The following is a 22385-nucleotide window of genomic DNA, read 5'->3' as shown; positions in this document are numbered from 1 at the left end:
TAGGATTGTGTTGATATCATTTAGTATATTTGAAAGCTTAGATAAGACCAAATCTTAAATTCTAAAACCTAATTTAATTACCTACTTATTGATGGACCTTCAAGATAGTAAATTCAATTATAAAATAATCCTGACCGCCTTGGTGGCCGTGATATTAGGTATATTAATTGCCTTTTATTACAGTTACGCCCAATCCAAGACCCAAATTAGCTTTTTGGAGGAGGAAAAAGGATTATTGGTAAAAGACCTTACTTTAATGAAAACGGAGGTAGATCGGCTTTCGGCCCTTAACGAGGTAAACGAAATTGAATTACAAGATTCTAGATATCGCGTACAACAATTATTGGATTCAGTAGGAAGGCTCAATTTTACCGTAGTTAAATTAAGGGAGTACAAAAAAGAACTTCGGAAATTGGAAGCTAGGCACGATAGCCTGAAGCTTAAAAACAATTTCCTTAAATATAACAATATGCTCCTTGCCGATAAATTTGAGGAGACCAATAAAAAGATAGAAGAACTAAGGGGTAAAAGCAGCACATTGGCAGAAGCCGAAGCCTTATTAAGAAGAAAGAATAGGGAATTAAGCAACGAACTTAGGACAAAAAGCTACTTAAAACTACAGAATTCAGAAGGCAGTGGGTTTAGATTAAGAGCTGGTAGGCCAATTAAAACCAACAAAGCCTCTACTATTGAAAAACTTAGAGGGTGTGTTACCGTTGTAGGAAACCCAAATGCCAATAGTGAAGAGAAAGTTTTGTATTTCCAATTCTTAGGACCAAACAAAGAAATTATTGAGGATAACGCCAATACCATTTCAGTAAATGGAAATATCTATAGCAAACGCGTAGAGCTTATTTTCATGGGAGAAGAAGTAAGTGTTTGTGATGTAATTACCATCCCATCGGGATCCTTGGCAGAGGGTACGTATACCCTTAATGTTTTTGAAGATGAAAAATTACTTGCATCTTCAGAATTTCGGTTGAAATAATTTTCAATTTCTAGGGCAAAAAATTCTATTTTTGCCAAATGTCAAATCAGGAAGATAAATTTAAGAAAGTAATATCGCATGCTAAGGAATACGGTTATGTATTCCAATCCAGCGAAATTTACGATGGCCTTAGTGCGGTATATGACTATGCGCAGAACGGTGCGGAATTAAAGAAAAACATCAGGGACTATTGGTGGAAGGCCATGGTTCAGATGAACGAAAATATTGTAGGTATCGATGCCGCCATTTTTATGCACCCTACCACCTGGAAGGCATCTGGGCATGTAGATGCCTTCAACGACCCTTTGATTGACAATAAGGATTCAAAAAAGAGATACCGCGCCGATGTTCTCATAGAAGATTATGTGGCCAAAATTGAGGCCAAGATCGATAAAGAAGTTACCAAAGCAGGAAAACGTTTTGGAGATGCTTTTGACAAAGATCAATTTCTAAGTACCAATCCCCGTGTACTGGGCTATAAAGAAAAAGCAGCCACGATCTTGAGCCGAATGGGGAAGTCCCTGGAAAAAGAAGATTTGGCAGATGTAAAATTGTTGATTGAAGAGCTCGGCATCGTATGCCCTGTTTCGGGTTCTAAAAATTGGACCGATGTAAAACAATTTAACCTAATGTTCGGTACCAAGCTAGGTGCCTCTGCGGATAGTGCCATGGATCTTTACCTAAGGCCAGAGACTGCGCAGGGTATCTTCGTAAACTTTCTGAATGTACAGAAAACCGGACGTATGAAAATTCCCTTTGGGATTGCCCAAGTGGGAAAGGCTTTTCGAAATGAGATTGTGGCCAGACAGTTCATTTTTCGCCAACGCGAATTTGAGCAAATGGAGATGCAATTTTTCATAAGACCGGGGTCGCAGAAAGAATGGTACGAGAAGTGGAAAGAGAACCGTTTAAAATGGCATTTGTCCCTAGGTATGGGAGAAGAGAATTATCGCTTTCATGACCACGAGAAATTGGCCCATTATGCCGATGCGGCAGCAGATATTGAGTTTAAATTTCCGTTTGGGTTTAAGGAATTGGAAGGGATACACTCGCGTACAGATTTTGATTTGGGAAGCCACGAAAAGTTTTCTGGCAAAAAGTTACAGTATTTTGATCCGGTACTTAATGAGAGCTACACGCCCTACGTGGTAGAAACTTCCATTGGTTTGGACCGCATGTTTCTGGCAGTATTTTCCAATGCATTGCAAGAAGAGGAACTAGAAAACGATACTGTGCGTACCGTACTTAAGTTACCCGCAGTACTTGCACCTACCAAAGCTGCCATTTTACCTTTGGTAAAAAAGGACGGTTTGCCAGAAGTAGCTCATGAAATCGTAGAAACCCTAAAATGGGATTTTAACGTTATTTATGATGAGAAAGATGCTGTAGGAAGGCGTTATAGAAGACAAGATGCCGTAGGGACCCCATTCTGTATTACCGTAGATCACCAAACCCTGGAAGACCGCACGGTAACGATAAGGCATCGAGATACCATGGAACAACAACGTATTGCCATAACGGAGTTAAAAGACCAGATTGCCAAAGAGGTAGAGGTTAAAAATTGGTTGCAAAAGCTGGATAAGATCTAGAGGAAATATCTAAACTGAACACTGGTATAGTAATTTCTGGCATCGCCCGGATAAAAATAACGAGGTTCGGAACCACCAAAACCTACGGCATTGATCAATACAGATCGTGTGTACGAAGTATTGAAAAGGTTGTTTATACCTAAATGAAGCGCTACCGAAAAGCTTTCCGATATCTTCTTATTATAGCCCAACTTTGTGTTGAAAAGTCTAAAGGCATTACTGTACAGGGTATTGCTGTCGGTAAGTGGAATTCTATCGATATACTGATAGGTGGTATTCCAAAAAATACCGCCTACATGGTTTATTTGCACGCCAGCGTTTACCTGATGCATAGGCACTCCGGTGAGCGGGTTGCCAGAGAAGTCGTTGTCCCCATCTACAAAATCCACAAAACTATGATCGTTATATGTATAGCTAGCAAAAGGCCTGGCTTTGAGTTTTGTACTAAGATTTATAGTATGTTCCCCATAAAACTCTACCCCCTGATGCTTTGTTTTCCCTGCATTTTTACCCAAGAATTCGTCCTCACCAGTGCGCTGGGCTACCAAGAGGTTTTTAACATCCATGCGATAGATGCTTAGATTTAAGATCAGTTTTCCTTTGGCAAGCAGCAGGTTGGTACCCAATTCGTAGTTGGTACCGGTCTCTTGTTCTATATCCGGATTTATAACCCCATCCGGGGTTAGGGTTTCTTCTAAACTTGGATTGGAGAAACCTCTACTAATATTTGCGAAAATGGTATGGCCGCCGGCAAGGTCATAGGTAAGGTCCAAACTGGGCAAAAATATGGCATCAAAATTTCGTTTGGCATTACGGTTAAGACTTCCGGTATTGAAAAGGTCCCTAAAATCGTAATGTGTTTTGTTGAGGTTAAGACCTGCCTGAACAATAAATTTATCCGTAAACGGGAACGAAATTGATCCAAAGGCACTAAACTGTCTTCGGAATTCGCGGTTATCGCTAATTTGATCTCCCAACAGACTACCATTGCCATCGTTTTCCCTAAATAAATTTTCAAAAGTACCCCAATTGTATTCGTCCTTATACAATTCCGCACCAAGCGTATAGGTTATGTCTTTTTCTTTAGCCCCAAAGTTTCCGGAGAATACACTCCTAAACCCGTATCCATTGGTAAATTCATCTAAAATATTAAAAGGGCGAGGCTCGTAGTGATCTAAATACGTATAGAATATCCCCGTGGTATTTTCCAATCTGGAACTGAACCGATGATGATATGACAAACCTAACAATGTATACTTATTGGCCTCAAAACCTTGAGCGGCCAACCAATTGGCGGCGGCCTGGGTTGGGTCTTCGTCAATTGCTGTTCTGCTAAGCGAACTAGGTATTTCAGCTTCGTAGTCTATGTAATTCAACAAGAGGCTTATTTTGTTGTTATCATTGAATTCATAGGCCGAATTTAAGAGCACACCGTTTCGTTGAAATCTATTGTTCTGTCTATAGCCATCTGTTTCCAAGAAGTTATAACGCATTTGAAAAGAGAAATTTTCTTCTTGATGTTCAAAAGCAAGATTGTCTTTAATGAGGTTGTAGGAACCCACGGTGAAGCTATTTGATAGTTGCGTAGATTCTAAAGAGGAGCTTTTGGACCTTAGTAAAATGGCACCCCCTAAATTGGCCCCAAATGCGGTTCCTTTAGGTCCTTTTATAACTTCTACACCACCAAGATTTTCCAAATCAAAACTTTCAATGGTAGAAAACCCCGTACCGTTGGTAACTGGGATATTGTTGTAATAAAGCCTTAGTTTATCCGTGCCGAAAGGAGTTCTGGCACCTACTCCCCTTATGGTAATCCGGTTGGTGTTCAACGCGCCCGATAGAATGTAGACCCCAGCTACCTGATTTATAGCTGTGGTAAGATCCAAGGGGCCAAAATTTTCGAACGTTTGGCTGCCAATGATGCTGGAAACTGTAATTCCTGTAGCTTGTTTTTGGTTTAGCTCGTCTACAAGAATTACCTCTTCAAGATTGGTTAGTGAATCCTTAGGGGTAACCTGACTTTGCACTGACTGAAGCTGTATTAGAAGGGCAACAAAAGGAAATAATATTTTTCTCATTAAACGGGGGTTTGGAACTAAAGTATCAGAAGTTTATAAAATTATGTTATACAATGTGAGGGTGCTTTTGCGACTGCAAGGTCTAACTTAAAAAACGGAATTACAAATGCTATTTTAAGGAAGGGCAAAAGCCATATAGATATCACCGGATTTGGTTCCCATTTTACCGCCGCCACAGGCAATGACCACAAATTGCTTACCATTTACCTCGTAAGTTGCAGGGGTGGCGTACCCCCCTGCCGGCAAGTTTGCCTGCCATAATAATGCCCCGGAAGTCATATTGAAAGCTCTGATTTTTTCATCTTTAGTAGCGGCTATGAACAATACCCCTCCTTCCGTAATAACCGGACCACCATAATTTTCGGTTCCTGTAATAGGATATTCAGGATCGTTGACACCCTCCTCGTTTCCCAGAGGAATACGCCAAATATATTCGCCAGAATTAAGATCAATAGCGTTTAAGGTTCCCCACGGAGGCTTAACAACAGGATAACCACGATCGTCTTTAAAGCGTCCAAAGCCGGCCATTGCGTATGGTACGTCATAGGAAACCTCGGCCCTATGATCGGTTTGTTCCTCGAGACCCATTAGGTAGTTAGCAATACCGTTTACTTCATCATCCGACAAATTGGCCATTGCGGCCATTGCCCCTTTTCCGTTTTTAATAATGTCCGAAATGTTATTTTTGGATAATCTAGATTTTACTTGTTGCAATTCTGGAATTGCACCCAATCCTTGTAATTCCCCACCATGGCATCTGGCACAATGAATTTGTGTTAAGGTGTTTCCCCTACTTATCTTTTTACCATCCTTTTCCCCGGCTTTGACCATTTTAACTATCCAAGCCATTTCGTTGGAGTTTACGTATAGTATTCCCTTTCGAGGGTCTACTGCCGCACCTCCCCATTCGGCGCCCCCATCCGCGCCGGGGTATAAGATAACCCCATTGGTGTCTATAGGGATAAACTGCCCTTTGGAGGTAACCTGTTGAAGCTTTTCCTTTACGGACAACGGCTTGTTGTTTTTACTTTTATCTACCAGGTCTTCTATGAGGGCCGCCCTGTCCGGGTCGTACAAATCGTCGATAGTAAGTTGCTGTCTAGCAAAGGGTTCTGGTTTTAACGGTAAAGGTTGTGTTCTGTATGCCTTATCTCCTTCAAGTGGGGTATTTGGATATTCTTTTTCCTCTATTGGAAAAAGGGGTTCCCCAGTAAGTCTGTCAAAAACAAAAACATGACCGCTTTTGGTGACTTGGGCTACTGCAGCCAATTTTTTGCCATCGTGTTCTACCTCTATTAGATTGGGGGGAGCAGGTAGGTCCCTATCCCATAGATCGTGATGAACTACCTGATAATGCCAAATTCTTTCTCCTGTTTCGGCGTTCAGTGCCAATAAGGTATTGGAAAACAAATTGGCGCCAATACGATCTCCGCCATACCAGTCGAAGGCCGCCGATCCGGTAGGGATGAAAACCATTCCCCTGTCTTTATCTAAAGACATGCCTGCCCAATTATTGGCACCACCTACTGTTTTATAGGCTTCCTTGGGCCAAGTATCGTAACCGAATTCTTCTGGTTGAGGTATGGTATGAAAGGTCCATTCAATTTCACCCGTAACAACGTTGTAGGCCCTTATGTGCCCAGGAGCAGCCCCATGTGACTCTTGTACCCGAGTGCCCATGATAAGCAAGTCTTTGTATATGGCGCCTGGAGTATTCCCAAACACCGATAATTTTTCTGGATCCCTACCCAGGCCTTTTCTTAAATCTATTTTTCCTTGGTCGCCAAAGGAAGAGATCACCTCTCCACTTTTAATGGCTATAGCGTACAAATTTGGTCCGGAAGAAAAAAATATGCGTCCACTACCATCGTTTTCAGAAGACCAATAGCTTAGACCTCTATTGTACCCCAGGCCAGATTTGTCTGCCATTGGAGGTTTAAACTCCCATAGTTTTTTTCCTGTTGTAGCATCTAGTGCAAAAAGAATCATGGATGCGTTTACTCCAAAAAGTTTGTCTCCCACAATTAGCGGATTGGTCTGCATTTGTGTAGTTCTGTCTGCCACAGTACCCCCGCTATTATAACTCCAAGCAATTTTTAGCTCTTTTACATTGGAAGTGTCTATTTGCTTAAGAAAGGAAAAATGGGAACGCCCAGGGTCTCCCAAATAATGTTGCCAAGTGGTATAGTACGCTTTTGCAAGCTCTGTTCTTTCATCTGTCTCCTTGGTATGGCAGGCTATCAAACAAAGAAAGACAGAGAAGGATATTGCAAAGATTTTTGGTTTAGGTGTTTTCATAAGCATTAAAGTTAAAACTTAAGATTGAAAACAACTTCAAGAATTGTTGCAATTTCCGAGTACCAACATATCAGTTTTCTAAATTGGCAATTACCCAGATAGATTTTTTATAAGTAGCGCGTTATAAATGTTCTGAGTTTTAAAGGGAATATTGTTTTGTAAAATGCGATATCAAAATCGGAACCCAACAGAGAATCCAACCCGATACATAAAGTCGTCCTGAAAGCTTTCTGGGTTTATATTTCTACCAATGCCACCATTTACCTCCAATGTAAATTTTTCGCTTCGGGTAACCCATTTATTTCCCAATCCAATTCCGAGTGCCACGGTGCTATACTCGTTGTCCTGTATGGCCGGGGAGCCGGTATTGGATATTTCATCCTCTCCGGTATAGTAAAGTCCAAAAGCTTCCGCAAAAAAACCACTTCTAGGGCCGTAACCGAAATAGGCCCTAAAATTGGGGCCAATTCCGAAATTACCATTATAGTCTTCGGCATCGTTGTCAAAATACACGGTACCGCCAATACTGGCATCCTCACTTAAAAATACTCATAAGATCCTTCTACGGTAGTGGTAGCCAAAAAGAGTCCAATGTTAAATTTTACCTCTTGGCTTGTATTAAACCTGGGATAGGCTTGGGCGTTGGCCAAAATTACCGCCAACAAGAATATAAAGGACAGGTATAATTTTTTCATTATGCTTCTTTTTGTATTTACTATGCAATTGCAAACCCCGTTCCAAAATACAAAATTTGTTTTCTTTTCTTTAAGGAGCATAGTTGGTAAGGTCAATTTTGTTAATTTTAGCATCTGTTTAAACCAAGTACCAACGCATGAAAATAGTCTCATATAACGTAAATGGCATAAGGGCTGCCCTTAATAAAGGGTTTTTGGAATGGCTGCAAAGTGTGGATCCGGACGTAGTATGTCTTCAAGAAATAAAAGCGAATGCCGATCAATTAGACCTGGAAGTTTTTAAAAAGGCCGGCTACGGCTTTAACTACTGGTACAGTGCCCAGAAAAAAGGATATAGTGGTGTGGCAATTTTGTCTAAAAAACAACCGGACCATTTGGAATATGGCACTGGAATAGAGTACATGGATTTTGAAGGCAGAAATTTACGTGCAGATTTCAATGGAGTTTCCGTAATGAGTCTTTATTTGCCATCAGGAACCAATTTGGATAGGTTGGAGCTTAAGTTGCAATATATGGCAGATTTTCAGAAGTATGTAAATCAGCTTAAAAAGGACTACCCCAATTTGATAATCTGTGGGGACTACAACATTTGTCACCAAGCCATAGATATCCATGACCCGGTAAGGAATAAAAATGTTTCGGGATTTTTACCGGTGGAAAGGGAGTGGATCGGAGGTTTTATGGAGAGTGGTTTTATTGATAGTTTTAGGCATTTTAATTCCGAACCGGACAACTACACCTGGTGGAGTTATAGAGCCAATGCCCGTAACAACAATAAAGGCTGGCGTTTGGATTATGGCATGGTAAGCAAGCCCTTAGAACAGAGGTTAAAGCGTTCTGTAATCTTATCAGAAGCTAGGCATAGCGATCATTGTCCTATTCTGATTGAGTTAGAATCTTAATTTCCATTCTTTTTTTAAATGATTATTAACCATAAATAAATTACCCCAGATCTATTTTTTAAATTTTAGAACCTAAATGAAATACACTACACTACCGCAAACAGATATTGAAGTTAGTAAAATATGTCTCGGAACCATGACATGGGGCAGGCAGAACAGTTTGGAAGAAGGGCATGAGCAAATGGATTATGCCTTTGATCAAGGGATTAATTTTTTTGATACGGCCGAGTTGTATCCGGTACCGGCTCAAAAAGAAAGCTATGCCGCCACCGAGGAGATCATTGGAAAGTGGTTTGCAAAAACGGGCAATCGGGACAAGGTAATCCTAGCCTCCAAAATAGCGGGCAGGGCAGAATTCACCAAATTTATCCGAAACACCGGTTTTAGTAAGGATTCAATCATTGAAGCGGTAGAAGGGAGTCTTAGGCGTTTACAAACAGATTATATTGATTTGTACCAGCTACATTGGCCAGAGCGTACTACCAACTATTTTGGGGAGCGCGGGTACAAACACGATATTTCCGACCATTGGCAAGATAACATCCATCAGGTCTTGGAAACACTTCGCGATTTAATGAAGGAAGGAAAGATAAGACATGTGGGGTTGTCCAATGAGACACCATGGGGCACCATGCGGTTTTTAGAAGAAAGTAAGGTGCATGCCAGCCTTCCTAGAATGATCACCATTCAGAACCCGTACAGTTTGCTGAACAGATTGTTCGAAACCGGGTTGGCAGAAATCTCCATGCGCGAGAATATTGGGCTTATACCCTATTCACCCATGGGTTTTGGAGTGCTTAGCGGCAAATATTTGGGAGGTATGAAACCTGCCAATGCCAGAGTAACGTTATTTCCCAATTACAATCGTTACAGCGGTGAAAATGCAACAAAGGCAACGCAAAAATATTTTGATCTGGCACAAGCTCATGAATTGTCCTTGGCACAGATGTCCCTGGCCTTTGTAAATTCTAGACCTTTTGTAACTAGCAATATTATTGGGGCTACAAACATGAAACAACTAAAGGAAAACATTGCTAGCATAGATGTAAAACTTAACGAAGAGGTGTTATTGGGTATTGAGGCCATCCACGATGAGATTCCGAATCCGGCTCCTTAAGAAGATGGTTTATTAGCCAAATAGTTCCTCTACGACATCCTCTATTTTAGATGCCAGTTGGATATTTATGGTGGGTTTTTTTAGGGTGATTTTATTGCTCCTCGACACAAAAATGGTTTTAAAACCCAATTTTTCGGCTTCCAAGATGCGTTGATCTATACGTTGTACGGGCCTTATTTCCCCTGCTAATCCTACCTCGGCGGCAAAACAAACGCCTTTCTCGATTGGGATATCGGAATTGCTAGAAAGTATAGCGGCAATTACCGCCAAATCTATGGCAGGGTCATCCACAGAGATGCCCCCTGTAATATTTAGAAATACATCTTTGGCGCCCAATTTAAAACCGGCGCGCTTTTCCAGCACTGCCAAGAGCATATTCAATCTTTTGGCATTGTAACCCGTTGTAGAACGTTGTGGTGTGCCATAAACCGCGGTGCTTACCAAGGCCTGAATTTCTATCATTAAAGGACGCAGACCTTCAACGGTAGCAGAAATGGCCGTACCGCTAAGGACGCCTTCATTTTTGGAGATCAAAATTTCCGAAGGATTGTTTACTTCTCGGAGCCCACTGCCTTGCATTTCATAAATACCAAGTTCTGCCGTAGAGCCAAAACGATTTTTTAAGGCTCTCAAAATACGATATACATAATTTCTGTCTCCTTCGAATTGAAGCACCGTATCTACCATATGTTCCAAAATCTTTGGTCCGGCAATGGTTCCGTCTTTAGTGATATGACCAATTAATATGACGGGAGTATTGGTTTCCTTGGCAAATTTAATTAGCTCTGCCGTAGATTCCCGAATCTGAGAAATGCTGCCTGCCGCGGATTCTATATAATCGGAATGTAAGGTCTGTATAGAATCGATTATGACAATATCTGGGGTTATCGATGCTATTTGTCTAAAAATGTTTTGGGTCTTGGTTTCGGTGAGAATAAAACAGGTTTCGCTACCGGGGTGTATTCTGTCGGCCCTCATTTTAATCTGCTTTTGGCTTTCCTCGCCAGAAACATATAGGGTCTTATAAGGAAGTTTTAAGGCAATCTGTAATAAAAGGGTGCTTTTGCCAATTCCTGGCTCACCTCCCAAGAGTATAAGTGATCCGGGGACCAATCCACCGCCCAACACCCGGTTGAACTCTAAATCGTCCGTGTTTAAGCGAAGTTCTTTCTCTATACTGATATCCCTAAGCCGTAAAGGTTTGGCAACTCTTTTTGCTGAAGTCTCGGGAGTTTTCCAATTGGTTTTTTCCTCTTTCTGTATAACCTCCTCAACTACGGTGTTCCACTGTTTACAAGCAGTGCATTGCCCCACCCATTTAGCGTATTGCGTGCCACAATTTTGGCAAAAAAATGCAGTTTTTGTTTTGGCCATTAACCCAATTGGTTTGGGTTAAAGATATCATTGATCGCGTAGAAAACAAAGGAAAGCAATCTCGAATTAATAAGACGGCTCTTTTATTTTTGGAAGTTAGGCAATGACGTTAAATCAATAACCAAAATCGGCCTTAAGGGCATCTATTTTTTCTAGGGCCATTTCCTTGGTTAGGAAATCTATTTCTTCCATTCCAAAGGCCTTTTCGAAGGTGCGTAATGCTTTTTTTGTATCACCAATTTCTTCGTAATATTCCGCCTCAAAGTAAAAACCCAGCATGGTATTCGGAAATTCTTCCTTACATAGGTCAGAAAGAGGTTTTAACGATTCAAAATCGTCCTTTTTCCTGCATCCCGCATATACTGCCATAATATCGTTGAGTTCTACCGCCTTTTTAAAGCCAAACATTTCTTCGATCTCCCTATACTTGTCTTCCAAATATTGATATACAGGTTCCTCAGAGGTTAACATTTCCGTTTTATATTCTTTTGGGCTAATAGGTTTAAACATTTTGAAGACATTGTCAAAAGCTTTTCCTATTCCGTAGGTTGCTACCGAAATATGATCGGCATCGTTATATTGGTCAAAAAAGTAGTGGAGCGATTCGTTATCTACCACTTTGATAGCCTTGTCCAGGTCCAAGATCCGTTTTTGGTCTTTGCTCTTTTCTCCTTCAACGATAAGATGATAGAAAATTTTCTTGTCCATGGCTCCCAACCGTGCCGGAATTCTGCTTTCCATTTCAGGGGCAAGGATAGGGGAGATGCTTACATAGGAATTGAACAATGATTTTTCCTTAAAAAGATAGAAATTGCCAAAATTGGCCGTAATATCATAACCGATGAACATTTTAAAAGGAGCGGTATTATAACTGGTTTCTAAATAGGGAATAAGTTCCATGCCCAAAAACTCAAAGAACTTTTTACCTTTTTCAGTAGGCAATCCAGAAACTTGGTCATAATCACAATCGTCCCAACGTATATCATTATTGCCTTGGTCTACCCCTACTATAATGGCTTGGGGCATACCGTGAAAACTGCTGTAGAATTTGGCCGTAGCCACTACATTTTCAAAAAGATATTCTGCATCGAGTACAAGGACAAGCGGGTATTTTTTTTCCGGAGAATAATCCTCGGGAATGTAATATTTAACATCCCGTCGTTCCTGTAGTTTAAAGGATTCAAAAATCTCTTGGGTTACCTGTGAGCTTAGTCCTGAGCATATCAACAATGCCAAAACTGTAATGATGCGTGTCATAAAGATGTCTTTTTAGACAATAGAATACTATCGGTTTCTGTTCAATAACGGTAAGACCAGAAAAGATATTGCACCAAAAAGCACTACCATTAAAGTTTGTGCTATCCACATGATCCAGCCAAAAGCATCGCCCGAAACAGCACTGATGCCAAAAATGGCCAGGGATTTGCTTACGGCAATAGGGTAGAGGCCTATGCCGCCGTTAGTGGTAGACATGGCAAAGGCACCACCTACAAAGGCTACCAGAATCTCTCCTAGGGAAAGCCCTACGGTTTCCAAAACAGTGTATTTAATGACCCAAAACATTAGAATATAGGCCCCCCAAATAAAAAGTGTGTGGAAGAGAAAAAACCACTTGTACCTCATTTTAAATATGCTAAAAAGGCCATCTAACAAACCAAGGATAAAGTTTTTGAGTTTATGGGCGAAAGTTGAAGGCGACCTTTTTATAAAAATGACGAAGAGCACCAAAAAAATGATGCCTATACCCAATAGCACAAGAATTCCAGTAAAATTGAAGCCTTTATCTTGCAAAAACCCCAGTATTATATCGGTCTGTAAAAAGAGTGTAATGCCAATAATCAGCAATAGCATAATTAGATCTATAACACGTTCAGTTACAATGGTGCCAAAACCCTTTTCAAAAGGAACATTTTCGTAAGTGGCCAGAGCCGTTGCCCTAAGAATTTCGCCCGATCTGGGAATACCAAGGTTGGCAAAATAAGCCAGTAAGATCATTAAAACGTTGTTCACTATTTTAGGCCTATACCCAAGGGGCTCCAATAAATAATTCCATCGTATTGCTCGCGATATATGGCTTAGAATCCCGATGGCTACCGATATTGCCACCCAGAAGAGATCTGCCTCCCTAATGTATTTAAGAATTTGCTCCCTATCTGCCGGTGAGGTATTGTGATAGGAATACCAAACCAAGAAAACCCCCAACCCAATGGGCAGAAATGTTTTTAAGGCTTTTTTTAGGGAAGTTTTCAAAATTAGTTCAGCAAATTGTTCTCCTCGTTTGGGAATACCAAGGCAGGATTAAATTTTTTAGCCTCTTCGATGGGCAGTTGCCCATAGCAAATCAATATTAAAACATCTCCAACCGCCACTTTTCTGGCAGCTGCGCCATTTAAGGTAATTTCGCCACTGTTTCTAGGCCCTGGGATGGCATAGGTTTCCAAACGTTCGCCATTGTTGTTATTTACGATCTGAACCTTTTCGCCACGTATAATGTTGGCTGCATCCATAAGATCTTCATCAATGGTTATGCTTCCTATATAATTTAGATCTGCACCTGTAACTTTTACACGGTGTATCTTGGATTTTACTACTTCTATTAACATGGGACAAAGTTAATTAATTCAGCGCTATATTATCTATGAGTCTTATGCCGTCTGCATATACAGCAACAAAGGCCCTGTACTTTTTATCCTTTTGTTTTCGGAAGGCGGGTCTTAACGTATCTTCGGATGCTATTTGCAGGTATTCCAAAGTCAATTTTGACTGCCCATCAAATTCTTTTTCGGCCCATTTAATCAGGGAATTTATACTGTTTTTGGAAAACTTTTTCTTTACCTCCAATAAGGTCTTATAGATGAATGCAGCTTCATTGCGAAGTTCTTTACTTAACCTTTCATTTCTAGAGCTCATGGCCAAACCACTGGCTTCCCGTACAATGGGGCACCCAATAATGTCTATGGGTAAGTGTTTAATGGCCACCAGTTTTTTAATGATTTGCAACTGCTGAAAATCTTTTTCGCCAAAATAGGCTTTTTGCGGTAAGACGGTTTGCAATAGCTCTTCTACAACCGTACCTACTCCGTTAAAGTGATCTTCACGGAACTCCCCTTCCATTACTTCGTCCAACCCATCAAAATCATAATTATTTGGCTCAACGGTGTCCGGATATATTTCATTAACGGATGGGGCATAAACCAAAATGTCCTCCGATAGTTCTTTTAAAAGGGCAATGTCTTCCTTAAATGTTTTGGGATATTTTTTTAGATCATCGGAATTATTGAACTGGGTAGGGTTTACAAAAATACTGACAACCACCAAGTTGTTTTCTTTAATCGCCCTGTTTACCAACGAAACATGACCCACATGTAAAGCTCCCATGGTAGGAACCATGCCTACGGTACAATTTTTGGTGTATACCGTGTTAAGAAGGGTCTTTAGTTCTTTTTTAGTGTTGAATACCCGCATTATAAACTTTAAAAGCGAGCAAACTTACTATAAATAAGGCTAATCTGCATAATTTTTGTAATTTTGCAGCTTAGTTTCCGCGATAAATAAAATACAGCCTTTATGAATGGTAAAAAGATATTATTTGTATCTTCAGAATTAGTGCCTTACCTCCCAGAGAACGAAGTTTCCTTAATGTCTTACGAAGCACCACGAATGGTTAACAGCAATGGAGGCCAAATAAGGATATTTATGCCCAGGTTCGGAAATATAAACGAACGTAGGCATCAGCTTCATGAAGTTATCCGTTTATCCGGAATGAACCTGGTTATTAATGACATGGATATGCCCCTTATCATTAAGGTTGCATCCATACCCAGAGAGCGGATCCAAGTTTATTTCATAGATAACGAAGAGTATTTCAAAAGAAAGGCCACATTTGCCGATGAGGAAGGAAATTTATTTGGGGACAATGATGAGCGAGCCATTTTTTTTGCAAAAGGCGTAGTTGAAACGGTAAAGAAATTAAATTGGTCCCCAGATATTATCCATGTTCATGGATGGATGGCCTCCTTACTACCTTTATACCTAAAACAATATTATGCGGACGAACCCCTGTTTGCGGACAGTAAGATTGTAACATCGGTATACGGAAAAGGATTTGAAGGCGAGCTAGATGTGGAGATACAGAAGAAAATTACTTTTGATGGGGTGGCCCAAGACAAAATAGCGGCCCTTGCCCAACCTAACTATAATAATTTGTTAAAAGTTGCGGTAGATTTTTCCGATGCGGTTATTTTAGCCGCGGAAGATATTCCAGAAGATTTGCAACAATATATTACCAACCTTCAAAAACCTGTGTTGCCATATGTTTCCTTACAAGAGTTTGAGGACGCGTATGCCGATTTTTATAACACCGAAGTTTTAAAATAGATTTCATGAGATTTTTGAACAATTTTAGAATAGCTGCGGTCGCAGTAATGCTAATAGTGACGGCCCTGTCGTCTTGCGAGGAGGAATTGACAACTTTAGGGAGTGGAGTAATTGGAGGAGATCCTTTTGTTACGGACAAAGCGGTTTATCCCGTATTTGCCTTAAACAAGCAAATAGAAGCGATACAGACAAATCAATTACCGATTTACCATATAGGTACTTTTAATGATGGCGTATACGGAAAAACCGTGGCCTCCATTACAACCCAGATACAACTATCTACGAACAACCCGGTCTTTGGAAGTTTTAGTCAAGAGGTGGAAGATAATTCAGCTGATGATGAAAGCATCTCCACTATTGAAGAGAACGAAACGGTAAAAGAGGTATTCCTGTATATTCCTTACTTGCGAAACCCACGGGGAGATAGGGATTTGGATGGTGTTGATAACGAGTTGGATGCAGATCCGGACGATCCCAATAGCGATAGCGATGGAGATGGTGTGGTAGACAACTTGGAAAGAACCCAAGGAACCAATCCGCTTGATGTTGATACGGACGGCGATGGGATAAATGATGGCGAAGATGGGGAAACGGTGGCCAATCAGTTTGCCAGGAGATTGGTTCTCGATAGTATTTACGGAAATCGTGAGTTACCCTTTCAACTAAAAGTTGAAAGGTCTACCTTTTTTCTAAGGGAATTGGATCCGGACACCAATTTTCAGGAGGCGCAAGAGTATTATTCTTCGCAAGACTTTTCGGCTTTTGTCTCTGATGTTTTGTTCGAAGGGCCCGTAACCATAAGCGATTTGCAGATAGAGTTGCCAAATGACGATGACCCAGATACTGATGATGTGGACGAATCGGAAACTTCCCGTTTTTTGGATCCAGGGATTAGGGTTCCTTTAGATCCGGCATTCTTTCAAGAAAATATTTTGGATAAAGAAGGTTCATCGGAATTGCTGAGCTTCTCCAATTTTGTAGAATTTATAAGAGGATTGCGAATTACCATGGAATCCGACGATTTAATGATAGCCCTGGATTTGGCCAATACCAATGTTTCCATTGGCATAGTATACGAGCACAATAGTTTGGATATCAATGGTACCACGGACGATACATCGGATGATGAAGTAGTGAAGCTCGAAAAAACGTTTGAGTTAAACCTTATCACACGGAACCCCCAAACAGGAGCCGTTACAGGGAATGCTGTAAATTCATTTACGAATGATGCCTACCCGGCAGAGATAGCTGCAAGTTTGGACAATGGGCAAGATGCTTCTCGGATTTACCTCAAGGGAGGTGCGGGCATTTTCACCGAAATAAAACTATTTGATGAACTTAACGGTGAGGAGACCATTAACGAAATTAAGGCCAACAATTGGATAATAAATGAAGCCAATCTTGTATTCTATGTGGATAGAACGGCCCTGGATGCCGCAGGGGGCATTATTGAACCTCCAAGGTTATACCTCTATAATGCAGAAACAAACGGGATATTATACAACTTACTTACCGAAAATTCGGAATCGGAGTCCCCTTTGGGATTGTTCTTAAATTATGATGGTATTTTAGAAGAATCGGAAGATGACAAAGGAATTAAGTACACGGTCCGGATTACGGAACACATCAACAATATTATTATAAGAGATTCCACAAACGCCACTCTAGGATTAACTATTACCCCAGATATTAGACTTGTACAAGCGCAGAATGCCTTATTAATAGATGATGGGGACAACGACGGGGATAATGAAAGAGAAATACCCGTAGCTTCTACCCTAACACCTTTAGGCACAGTTCTTATTGGTAGCAATCCAGGTCCGGAGGATGAGGATATGAAGTTGAAGTTGGAAATATTCTATACAGAGACCAACTAGTATGCCTTTTTAAATGCCACTCAAAGGAAATTCTTGTAATATACCCGTAACTTGATGTTTTTTTGTCTACAACCCTTAAATTTGCATCAAAACAGAATCTCCCCCCAATAAAAACAACTTAGACAATGTGTGGAATAGTAGGTTACATAGGTCATAGAGAGGCTTTCCCAATCATTATAAAAGGATTACAGCGCTTAGAATACCGAGGTTATGATAGCGCTGGCGTAGCCCTGTATGATGGAAACCAGATCAATTTATCTAAAACCAAAGGAAAGGTTGAGGATTTACGGAATAAAGTGAAGGAAAGTTTATCTACCAATGGAACCTTGGGAATGGGCCATACCAGATGGGCCACCCATGGAGTCCCAAACGATATAAATTCTCACCCACACTATTCCAATTCTGGAGATTTGGTGATAATCCATAATGGAATTATCGAAAATTACGAATCCATAAAAAAAGAGTTAACGAAAAGGGGGTATGCCTTTGAATCGGATACAGATACGGAGGTACTGGTAAACCTAATCGAAGAAATTAAGAAAACCGAAGGAGTAAAACTTGGAAAGGCAGTTCAAATTGCACTTAACCAAGTTATAGGGGCCTATGCCATCGTTGTCTTTGACAAACAAAAACCCGATGAAATTGTAGTTGCAAAATTAGGTAGCCCTTTGGCTATAGGAATTGGGGAAAATGAATATTTCATAGCCTCCGATGCTTCGCCCTTTATAGAATTTACCAACAATGCCGTTTATTTGGAAGATGAGGAAATGGCCATAGTAAGGTTGGGCAAGGAAATAAAACTCAGAAAAATTAAGGACGATGCCATTGCATATCCCAATATATTGGAGTTACAGCTAAACCTGGAAGAAATTGAAAAGGGGGGGTACGATCATTTTATGCTCAAAGAAATCTATGAACAACCCAGGGCTATTTTGGATACCTATAGAGGTAGGTTACTAGCGGATCAGGGACTGATTAAAATGGCCGGAATTGACCAAAATCTAGAAAAATTCCTTAACGCCAACAGAATCATTATTGTTGCCTGCGGAACGTCTTGGCATGCCGGATTGGTAGCCGAGTATATTTTTGAGGATTTAGCCAGAATACCTGTTGAGGTAGAATACGCCTCGGAATTTAGATATAGAAACCCGGTAGTTACCGATAAAGATGTATTGATAGCCATATCGCAATCTGGAGAAACCGCAGATACCTTGGCAGCCATAAAACTTGCTAAGGAAAAAGGAGCTTTTGTTTTTGGGGTTTGTAATGTAGTAGGTTCTTCCATTGCCCGTGAGACAAATGCAGGAGCCTATACCCATGCTGGCCCAGAAATTGGGGTAGCTTCCACCAAGGCCTTTACCACGCAAATTACGGTACTTACTTTGTTGGCTTTAAAGTTGGCCAAGGAAAAAGGAGTTTTTTCAGAATCCAAGTACCATGAATTTTTGACAGAATTGGAAAACATTCCCAAAAAAGTAGAAAAAGCATTGCAGTCCAATGCCTTGGTAGAATATATTTCCGATGTTTATAAAGATGCTACCAATTGTTTGTACTTGGGGCGGGGCTATAACTTTCCGGTAGCTTTGGAAGGTGCCTTAAAATTAAAGGAGATCAGCTATATACATGCGGAAGGTTATCCGGCCGCAGAAATGAAACACGGCCCAATAGCCCTAATAGATGACCAAATGCCTGTATTTGTCATCGCTACAAAAAAAGGCCATTATGAGAAGGTTGTAAGCAATATTCAGGAAATAAAATCGAGAAAAGGGAAAATTATCGCCATAGTTACCGAAGGTGACGAAACCGTGAAGGATTTGGCCGATCATGTGATAGAGGTTCCAGAGACCATGGAAAGCCTTACACCCTTATTGACTACGATACCGCTTCAGCTATTATCGTACCATATTGCCGTAATGAGAGGATGTAATGTAGATCAACCTCGGAATTTGGCAAAATCGGTTACTGTGGAGTAGTAAGAAATTTCTTCAATTGAAATATATAAGAGCCATGAATAATTTCATGGCTTTTTTCGTATTTTTAGGAAAAACACAGCGGGAACAGGTATTTTTTATCAAAATAATACTATGCATGCATAATTTTTTTCTTTTTGGCATTGTTGAAATAAAAAAAAATGTAACTTGTCCGACAAACTAATTCAAACTCAAATTTAAGATGAGAACACTATTATTATTTGGCTTTCTAATGTTCGGTGCTGCCGTGTATTCGCAAACCACGGTGACAGGAAAGGTAGTAGATCAGAATAGTTCACCGGTTCCGGGTGCCAATGTAGTGATTGTAGGAAAGGCCGTAGGCACCGTGACAGATTTTGACGGGAACTTTAGTCTTCAAACTTCTGAAACACCCCCTTTTGAATTACGAATTACCAGTCTGGGATATTCGGATGCTACGGAAAGCGTTACTTCCAATAATCAAACCTTGTCCATTACCATTTCAGAAGCACAGACGCTTTTAGACGAGATTGTGGTCTCCGCATCCCGTACTCCGGAACGGATATTTGAATCACCGGTTTCTGTGGAGCGTTTCGGCCTTAAGAAAATAAGGAACACCACTGCCCCTTCTTTTTATGGAGGCTTGGAAAACCTTAAAGGAGTAGATGTAAATACAAACAGTTTAACCTTTCAGTCTATAAATACAAGAGGTTTTGCCGATTTTGCCAACAATCGATTTTTACAACTGGTAGACGGTATGGACAACTCTGCACCAGGACTCAATTTTGTGTTGGGAAATCTTGTGGGAATGTCAGAACTGGAAGTACAAAGCGTAGAAATATTGCCAGGTGCTTCTTCTGCATTGTATGGAGCGGGTGCCTTTAATGGAATCTTATTCATGACCAGTAAGAACCCCTTTGATTTTCAAGGAATAAGTGCGTATGGAAAAGTAGGTATTACTTCCCAGGAAGCTGCTGGGGATAATAATTATTATGATTTTGGTGTTAGGGTTTCTCATGCTTTTAGCGATAAATTGGCAGTGAAGGCCAATTTATCAATTCTTAGAGGAGAGGACTGGCATGCCAATAATTTTGAGGATTTTAACAATCCGGGAGCAACAAGGGCGGACCCTAACTACAACGGATTAAACGTATATGGTGATGAGGTTTCTACCCTGCTTAATTTTGACTCGGCAGCCGGATTCCCAACAGGTACCGTGGGCAGTGCGCAAGTATCTAGAACGGGTTATGAAGAAAGGGACTTGGCCAATTACGAAGCCGAGAGTATAAAAACAGATTACTCCGTACATTACAGACCTTTTGCTGACGATTTTGAAATTATATATAATGGTAGAGTAGGAAGGGGAAATACAATTTACCAAGGCGCAAATAGGTATTCCATTAAGAATTTTATTTTACAACAGCATAAGTTGGAAATTAGGAACGACAACTTTTTTCTGAGAGGTTATATAACCAGCGAGGGATCTGGGGATTCTTACGATACAAGATTTACAGGGATAAATATAAATAATGCTTGGAAATCCAATACGCAATGGTTTACGGAATATGCCCAAGCATATATACCCACATTTCTAGGAGGATTTCAAAGCGGGTTGTCTCGCGAAGCAGCTTCTACCGCAGCACATGCCACAGCCCGGCAAGCAGCCGATACAGGCAGGTTTTTACCTGGCACACCAGAATTTGAAGCTGCCTTTAACAGAATTACCGCTGATGGCGATTTGTCTACCGGTTCTAAATTTATAGATAACACCAAATTACGTCATGTAGATGCCAATTATAATTTTAGTCATATTACAAAAGACTTTGCGGATATCCAGATTGGAGGTTCTTTTAGAGAATATGAGTTAAACTCTAGTGGAACGATATTTACCGATACTGACGGCCCTATTACCTATAACGAATATGGGGCTTATCTACAAGTCCAAAAGAAACTATTGGACGAACGTCTAAAATTTACCGGATCTGTTCGTTACGACAAGAACGAGTTTTTTGATGGCTTTCTATCACCTAGGATATCCTTTGCATATACGGCAGGGGAGAATAGAAATCAAAACTTCAGGGTTTCCGTGCAACAAGGATTTAGAAACCCTACCACACAAGACTTGTTCATAGGGTTAAATACCGGAAGAGCAGTATTGGTTGGCTCGGCACCCGATAATTTGGATAGGGATGTTAGAACCTTCGAATTAAGCAGTGATGGAGCTACAGCTACCGGGCAAACTTCAGTTTCCATTGTAGGGAGGGCAGCATACGAAAATGCATATTCCTTAAGCTCCGTGTTGGCCGGTAATCCTACAGTGGCAAATACCGATGTCATTAAACCTGAGGAAATTACGGCTTACGAAGCTGGTTATAGGGCCCAATTTGGGAAGGTAACCATAGATTTAAGCGGGTATTATAACAAGTACAAGAATTTTATTTCCAATACCACGGTATTGGTACCGTTGTACGGTACTGCAGGGGACAATTCCCTTTCCTTATTAGCTTTGCAGAACGGGGATCGTCAGGCCTATCAAACTTATACCAATTCTGAAGCAGATATAGAGTCTTACGGTGGTAGCATTGGCGTAGACACTAAAGTTTTGGGCAATTTTGACCTGGGGGTTAACTACACCTTTACGGATTTGGATTTTAATCAGGCAGCGTTTCCAGATTTCAGAACTCTTTTTAATACACCAAAACATAAGGTAAAAGCATCTTTTGGTAACACGGCTCTCTTCGAAAATTTTGGGTTCAACGTAAATTATAGATGGAGCGATTCTTATTTCTGGCAAGCCACTTTTCAAGATGGGGATATTCCTGCCTATACCGTGCTAGATGCACAGATTAACTACACGGTACCTAGTATTAAGTCGGTCTTCAAAGTAGGAGGTTCCAACCTACTGGGGGATGAGTACTTCACTGCCATTGGTACCGGACTTATAGGATCTATATACTATGTATCTTGGACCATAAATCCTTAACAACCAAAGAATTTTATGATAAAATGGGCGCCGAACGAGGCGCCTTTTTTATTGGAAAAAAAAGAAAAAAACAATTTCTATTTAAAATGTAAAAACATATCTTTGCAGCCGGAAAAACGACCGTTAGCGCATATATTCCAACGGTTGATTCTTAAAAA

General features: G+C 40.6%; 17 protein-coding genes. 8 read left to right on the top strand and 9 right to left on the bottom strand.

All coding sequences use genetic code 11. The annotated features are described in order from the left end of the window. Positions 1-91 precede the first annotated feature (91 nt). Positions 92-988 carry a hypothetical protein gene (locus tag ACEQ81_RS01590; RefSeq protein ID WP_411029092.1) on the top strand — a complete coding sequence of 299 codons (897 nt, stop codon included), beginning with the start codon at positions 92-94 and terminating at the stop codon, positions 986-988. 38 nt (positions 989-1026) lie between these two features. Then, positions 1027-2577: a glycine--tRNA ligase gene (locus ACEQ81_RS01585; RefSeq protein ID WP_411029091.1), complete on the top strand. Its 1551-nt coding sequence runs from the start codon at positions 1027-1029 to the stop codon at positions 2575-2577. On the opposite strand, the gene ACEQ81_RS01580 is transcribed toward ACEQ81_RS01585, so the two are convergent. The 4 genes from ACEQ81_RS01580 to ACEQ81_RS01565 all read right to left on the bottom strand — a co-directional run bounded on the left by ACEQ81_RS01580 (position 2574) and on the right by ACEQ81_RS01565 (position 7648). Beyond that, positions 2574-4655 carry a TonB-dependent receptor family protein gene (locus tag ACEQ81_RS01580; RefSeq protein WP_411029090.1) on the bottom strand — a complete coding sequence of 694 codons (2082 nt, stop codon included), beginning with the start codon at positions 4653-4655 and terminating at the stop codon, positions 2574-2576. The two genes, ACEQ81_RS01585 and ACEQ81_RS01580, sit on opposite strands and share 4 nt — an antisense overlap. 114 nt (positions 4656-4769) lie before the next feature. Further along, positions 4770-6953 (bottom strand): PQQ-binding-like beta-propeller repeat protein, encoded by a 2184-nt coding sequence (locus ACEQ81_RS01575; RefSeq protein ID WP_411029089.1) that lies wholly within the window; start codon positions 6951-6953, stop codon positions 4770-4772. Positions 6954-7124: 171 nt separating this feature from the next. Beyond that, positions 7125-7466, bottom strand: a complete 342-nt coding sequence (locus ACEQ81_RS01570; protein ID WP_411029088.1) for a hypothetical protein — start codon at positions 7464-7466, stop codon at positions 7125-7127. A 26-nt stretch (positions 7467-7492) separates the two neighbouring features. Beyond that, the gene (locus tag ACEQ81_RS01565) at positions 7493-7648 is read right to left on the bottom strand and encodes a hypothetical protein (RefSeq protein ID WP_411029087.1); all 156 of its coding nucleotides are present in this window, start codon (positions 7646-7648) and stop codon (positions 7493-7495) included. Positions 7649-7785: 137 nt separating this feature from the next. On the opposite strand from ACEQ81_RS01565, the gene ACEQ81_RS01560 reads away from it, so the two are divergent. Continuing rightward, complete coding sequence (locus ACEQ81_RS01560) at positions 7786-8550, top strand: exodeoxyribonuclease III (protein WP_411029086.1); 765 nt, start codon at positions 7786-7788, stop codon at positions 8548-8550. Between the two features lie 76 nt (positions 8551-8626). Then, the gene (locus tag ACEQ81_RS01555; protein ID WP_411029085.1) at positions 8627-9667 is read left to right on the top strand and encodes an aldo/keto reductase; all 1041 of its coding nucleotides are present in this window, start codon (positions 8627-8629) and stop codon (positions 9665-9667) included. A 12-nt stretch (positions 9668-9679) separates the two neighbouring features. Here the strand turns inward: ACEQ81_RS01555 and radA are convergent, their stop codons facing one another. From radA to panC, 5 genes are all read right to left on the bottom strand, one after another. Continuing rightward, on the bottom strand, positions 9680-11041 hold the full coding sequence (gene radA / locus ACEQ81_RS01550) for a DNA repair protein RadA (RefSeq protein WP_411029084.1): 1362 nt from the start codon (positions 11039-11041) through the stop codon (positions 9680-9682). A gap of 114 nt (positions 11042-11155) precedes the next feature. Beyond that, the gene (locus tag ACEQ81_RS01545; RefSeq protein WP_411029083.1) at positions 11156-12298 is read right to left on the bottom strand and encodes an alpha/beta hydrolase; all 1143 of its coding nucleotides are present in this window, start codon (positions 12296-12298) and stop codon (positions 11156-11158) included. A gap of 27 nt (positions 12299-12325) precedes the next feature. Further along, positions 12326-13291, bottom strand: a complete 966-nt coding sequence (locus ACEQ81_RS01540; RefSeq protein ID WP_411029082.1) for a lysylphosphatidylglycerol synthase transmembrane domain-containing protein — start codon at positions 13289-13291, stop codon at positions 12326-12328. A gap of 2 nt (positions 13292-13293) precedes the next feature. Then, complete coding sequence (gene panD, locus ACEQ81_RS01535) at positions 13294-13644, bottom strand: aspartate 1-decarboxylase (protein ID WP_411029081.1); 351 nt, start codon at positions 13642-13644, stop codon at positions 13294-13296. Positions 13645-13657: 13 nt separating this feature from the next. After that, complete coding sequence (gene panC, locus ACEQ81_RS01530; protein ID WP_411029080.1) at positions 13658-14506, bottom strand: pantoate--beta-alanine ligase; 849 nt, start codon at positions 14504-14506, stop codon at positions 13658-13660. A gap of 102 nt (positions 14507-14608) precedes the next feature. Between panC and ACEQ81_RS01525 the strand changes: the two genes are divergently transcribed. The 4 genes from ACEQ81_RS01525 (at position 14609) to ACEQ81_RS01510 (ending at position 22227) form a co-directional block, all read left to right on the top strand. Further along, complete coding sequence (locus ACEQ81_RS01525; RefSeq protein ID WP_411029079.1) at positions 14609-15418, top strand: glycogen/starch synthase; 810 nt, start codon at positions 14609-14611, stop codon at positions 15416-15418. Positions 15419-15423: 5 nt separating this feature from the next. After that, entirely contained in the window at positions 15424-17295 is a 1872-nt protein-coding gene (locus tag ACEQ81_RS01520; protein ID WP_411029078.1) for a DUF4270 family protein, read from the top strand. Between the two features lie 125 nt (positions 17296-17420). Continuing rightward, complete coding sequence (gene glmS / locus ACEQ81_RS01515) at positions 17421-19268, top strand: glutamine--fructose-6-phosphate transaminase (isomerizing) (protein ID WP_411029077.1); 1848 nt, start codon at positions 17421-17423, stop codon at positions 19266-19268. Between the two features lie 199 nt (positions 19269-19467). Beyond that, entirely contained in the window at positions 19468-22227 is a 2760-nt protein-coding gene (locus tag ACEQ81_RS01510) for a TonB-dependent receptor (protein WP_411029076.1), read from the top strand. Positions 22228-22385: the final 158 nt, after the last annotated feature.

Source organism: Spongiimicrobium sp. 3-5 (genome assembly GCF_046557915.1).
In the GTDB taxonomy this organism is placed as follows: domain Bacteria; phylum Bacteroidota; class Bacteroidia; order Flavobacteriales; family Flavobacteriaceae; genus JBHEBG01.
The sequence above is the reverse complement of the archived record's forward strand: the minus strand, read 5'-3'. Positions and strand labels throughout refer to the sequence as shown.

Coding starts and splice junctions, on each gene's coding strand:
- ACEQ81_RS01590 (WP_411029092.1), top strand. CDS start 92: ATGGACCTTCAAGATAGTAAATTCAATTATAAAATAATCCTGACCGCC.
- ACEQ81_RS01585 (WP_411029091.1), top strand. CDS start 1,027: ATGTCAAATCAGGAAGATAAATTTAAGAAAGTAATATCGCATGCTAAG.
- ACEQ81_RS01580 (WP_411029090.1), bottom strand. CDS start 4,655: ATGAGAAAAATATTATTTCCTTTTGTTGCCCTTCTAATACAGCTTCAG.
- ACEQ81_RS01575 (WP_411029089.1), bottom strand. CDS start 6,953: ATGAAAACACCTAAACCAAAAATCTTTGCAATATCCTTCTCTGTCTTT.
- ACEQ81_RS01565 (WP_411029087.1), bottom strand. CDS start 7,648: ATGAAAAAATTATACCTGTCCTTTATATTCTTGTTGGCGGTAATTTTG.
- ACEQ81_RS01560 (WP_411029086.1), top strand. CDS start 7,786: ATGAAAATAGTCTCATATAACGTAAATGGCATAAGGGCTGCCCTTAAT.
- ACEQ81_RS01555 (WP_411029085.1), top strand. CDS start 8,627: ATGAAATACACTACACTACCGCAAACAGATATTGAAGTTAGTAAAATA.
- radA (WP_411029084.1), bottom strand. CDS start 11,041: ATGGCCAAAACAAAAACTGCATTTTTTTGCCAAAATTGTGGCACGCAA.
- ACEQ81_RS01545 (WP_411029083.1), bottom strand. CDS start 12,298: ATGACACGCATCATTACAGTTTTGGCATTGTTGATATGCTCAGGACTA.
- panD (WP_411029081.1), bottom strand. CDS start 13,644: ATGTTAATAGAAGTAGTAAAATCCAAGATACACCGTGTAAAAGTTACA.
- panC (WP_411029080.1), bottom strand. CDS start 14,506: ATGCGGGTATTCAACACTAAAAAAGAACTAAAGACCCTTCTTAACACG.
- ACEQ81_RS01525 (WP_411029079.1), top strand. CDS start 14,609: ATGAATGGTAAAAAGATATTATTTGTATCTTCAGAATTAGTGCCTTAC.
- ACEQ81_RS01520 (WP_411029078.1), top strand. CDS start 15,424: ATGAGATTTTTGAACAATTTTAGAATAGCTGCGGTCGCAGTAATGCTA.
- glmS (WP_411029077.1), top strand. CDS start 17,421: ATGTGTGGAATAGTAGGTTACATAGGTCATAGAGAGGCTTTCCCAATC.
- ACEQ81_RS01510 (WP_411029076.1), top strand. CDS start 19,468: ATGAGAACACTATTATTATTTGGCTTTCTAATGTTCGGTGCTGCCGTG.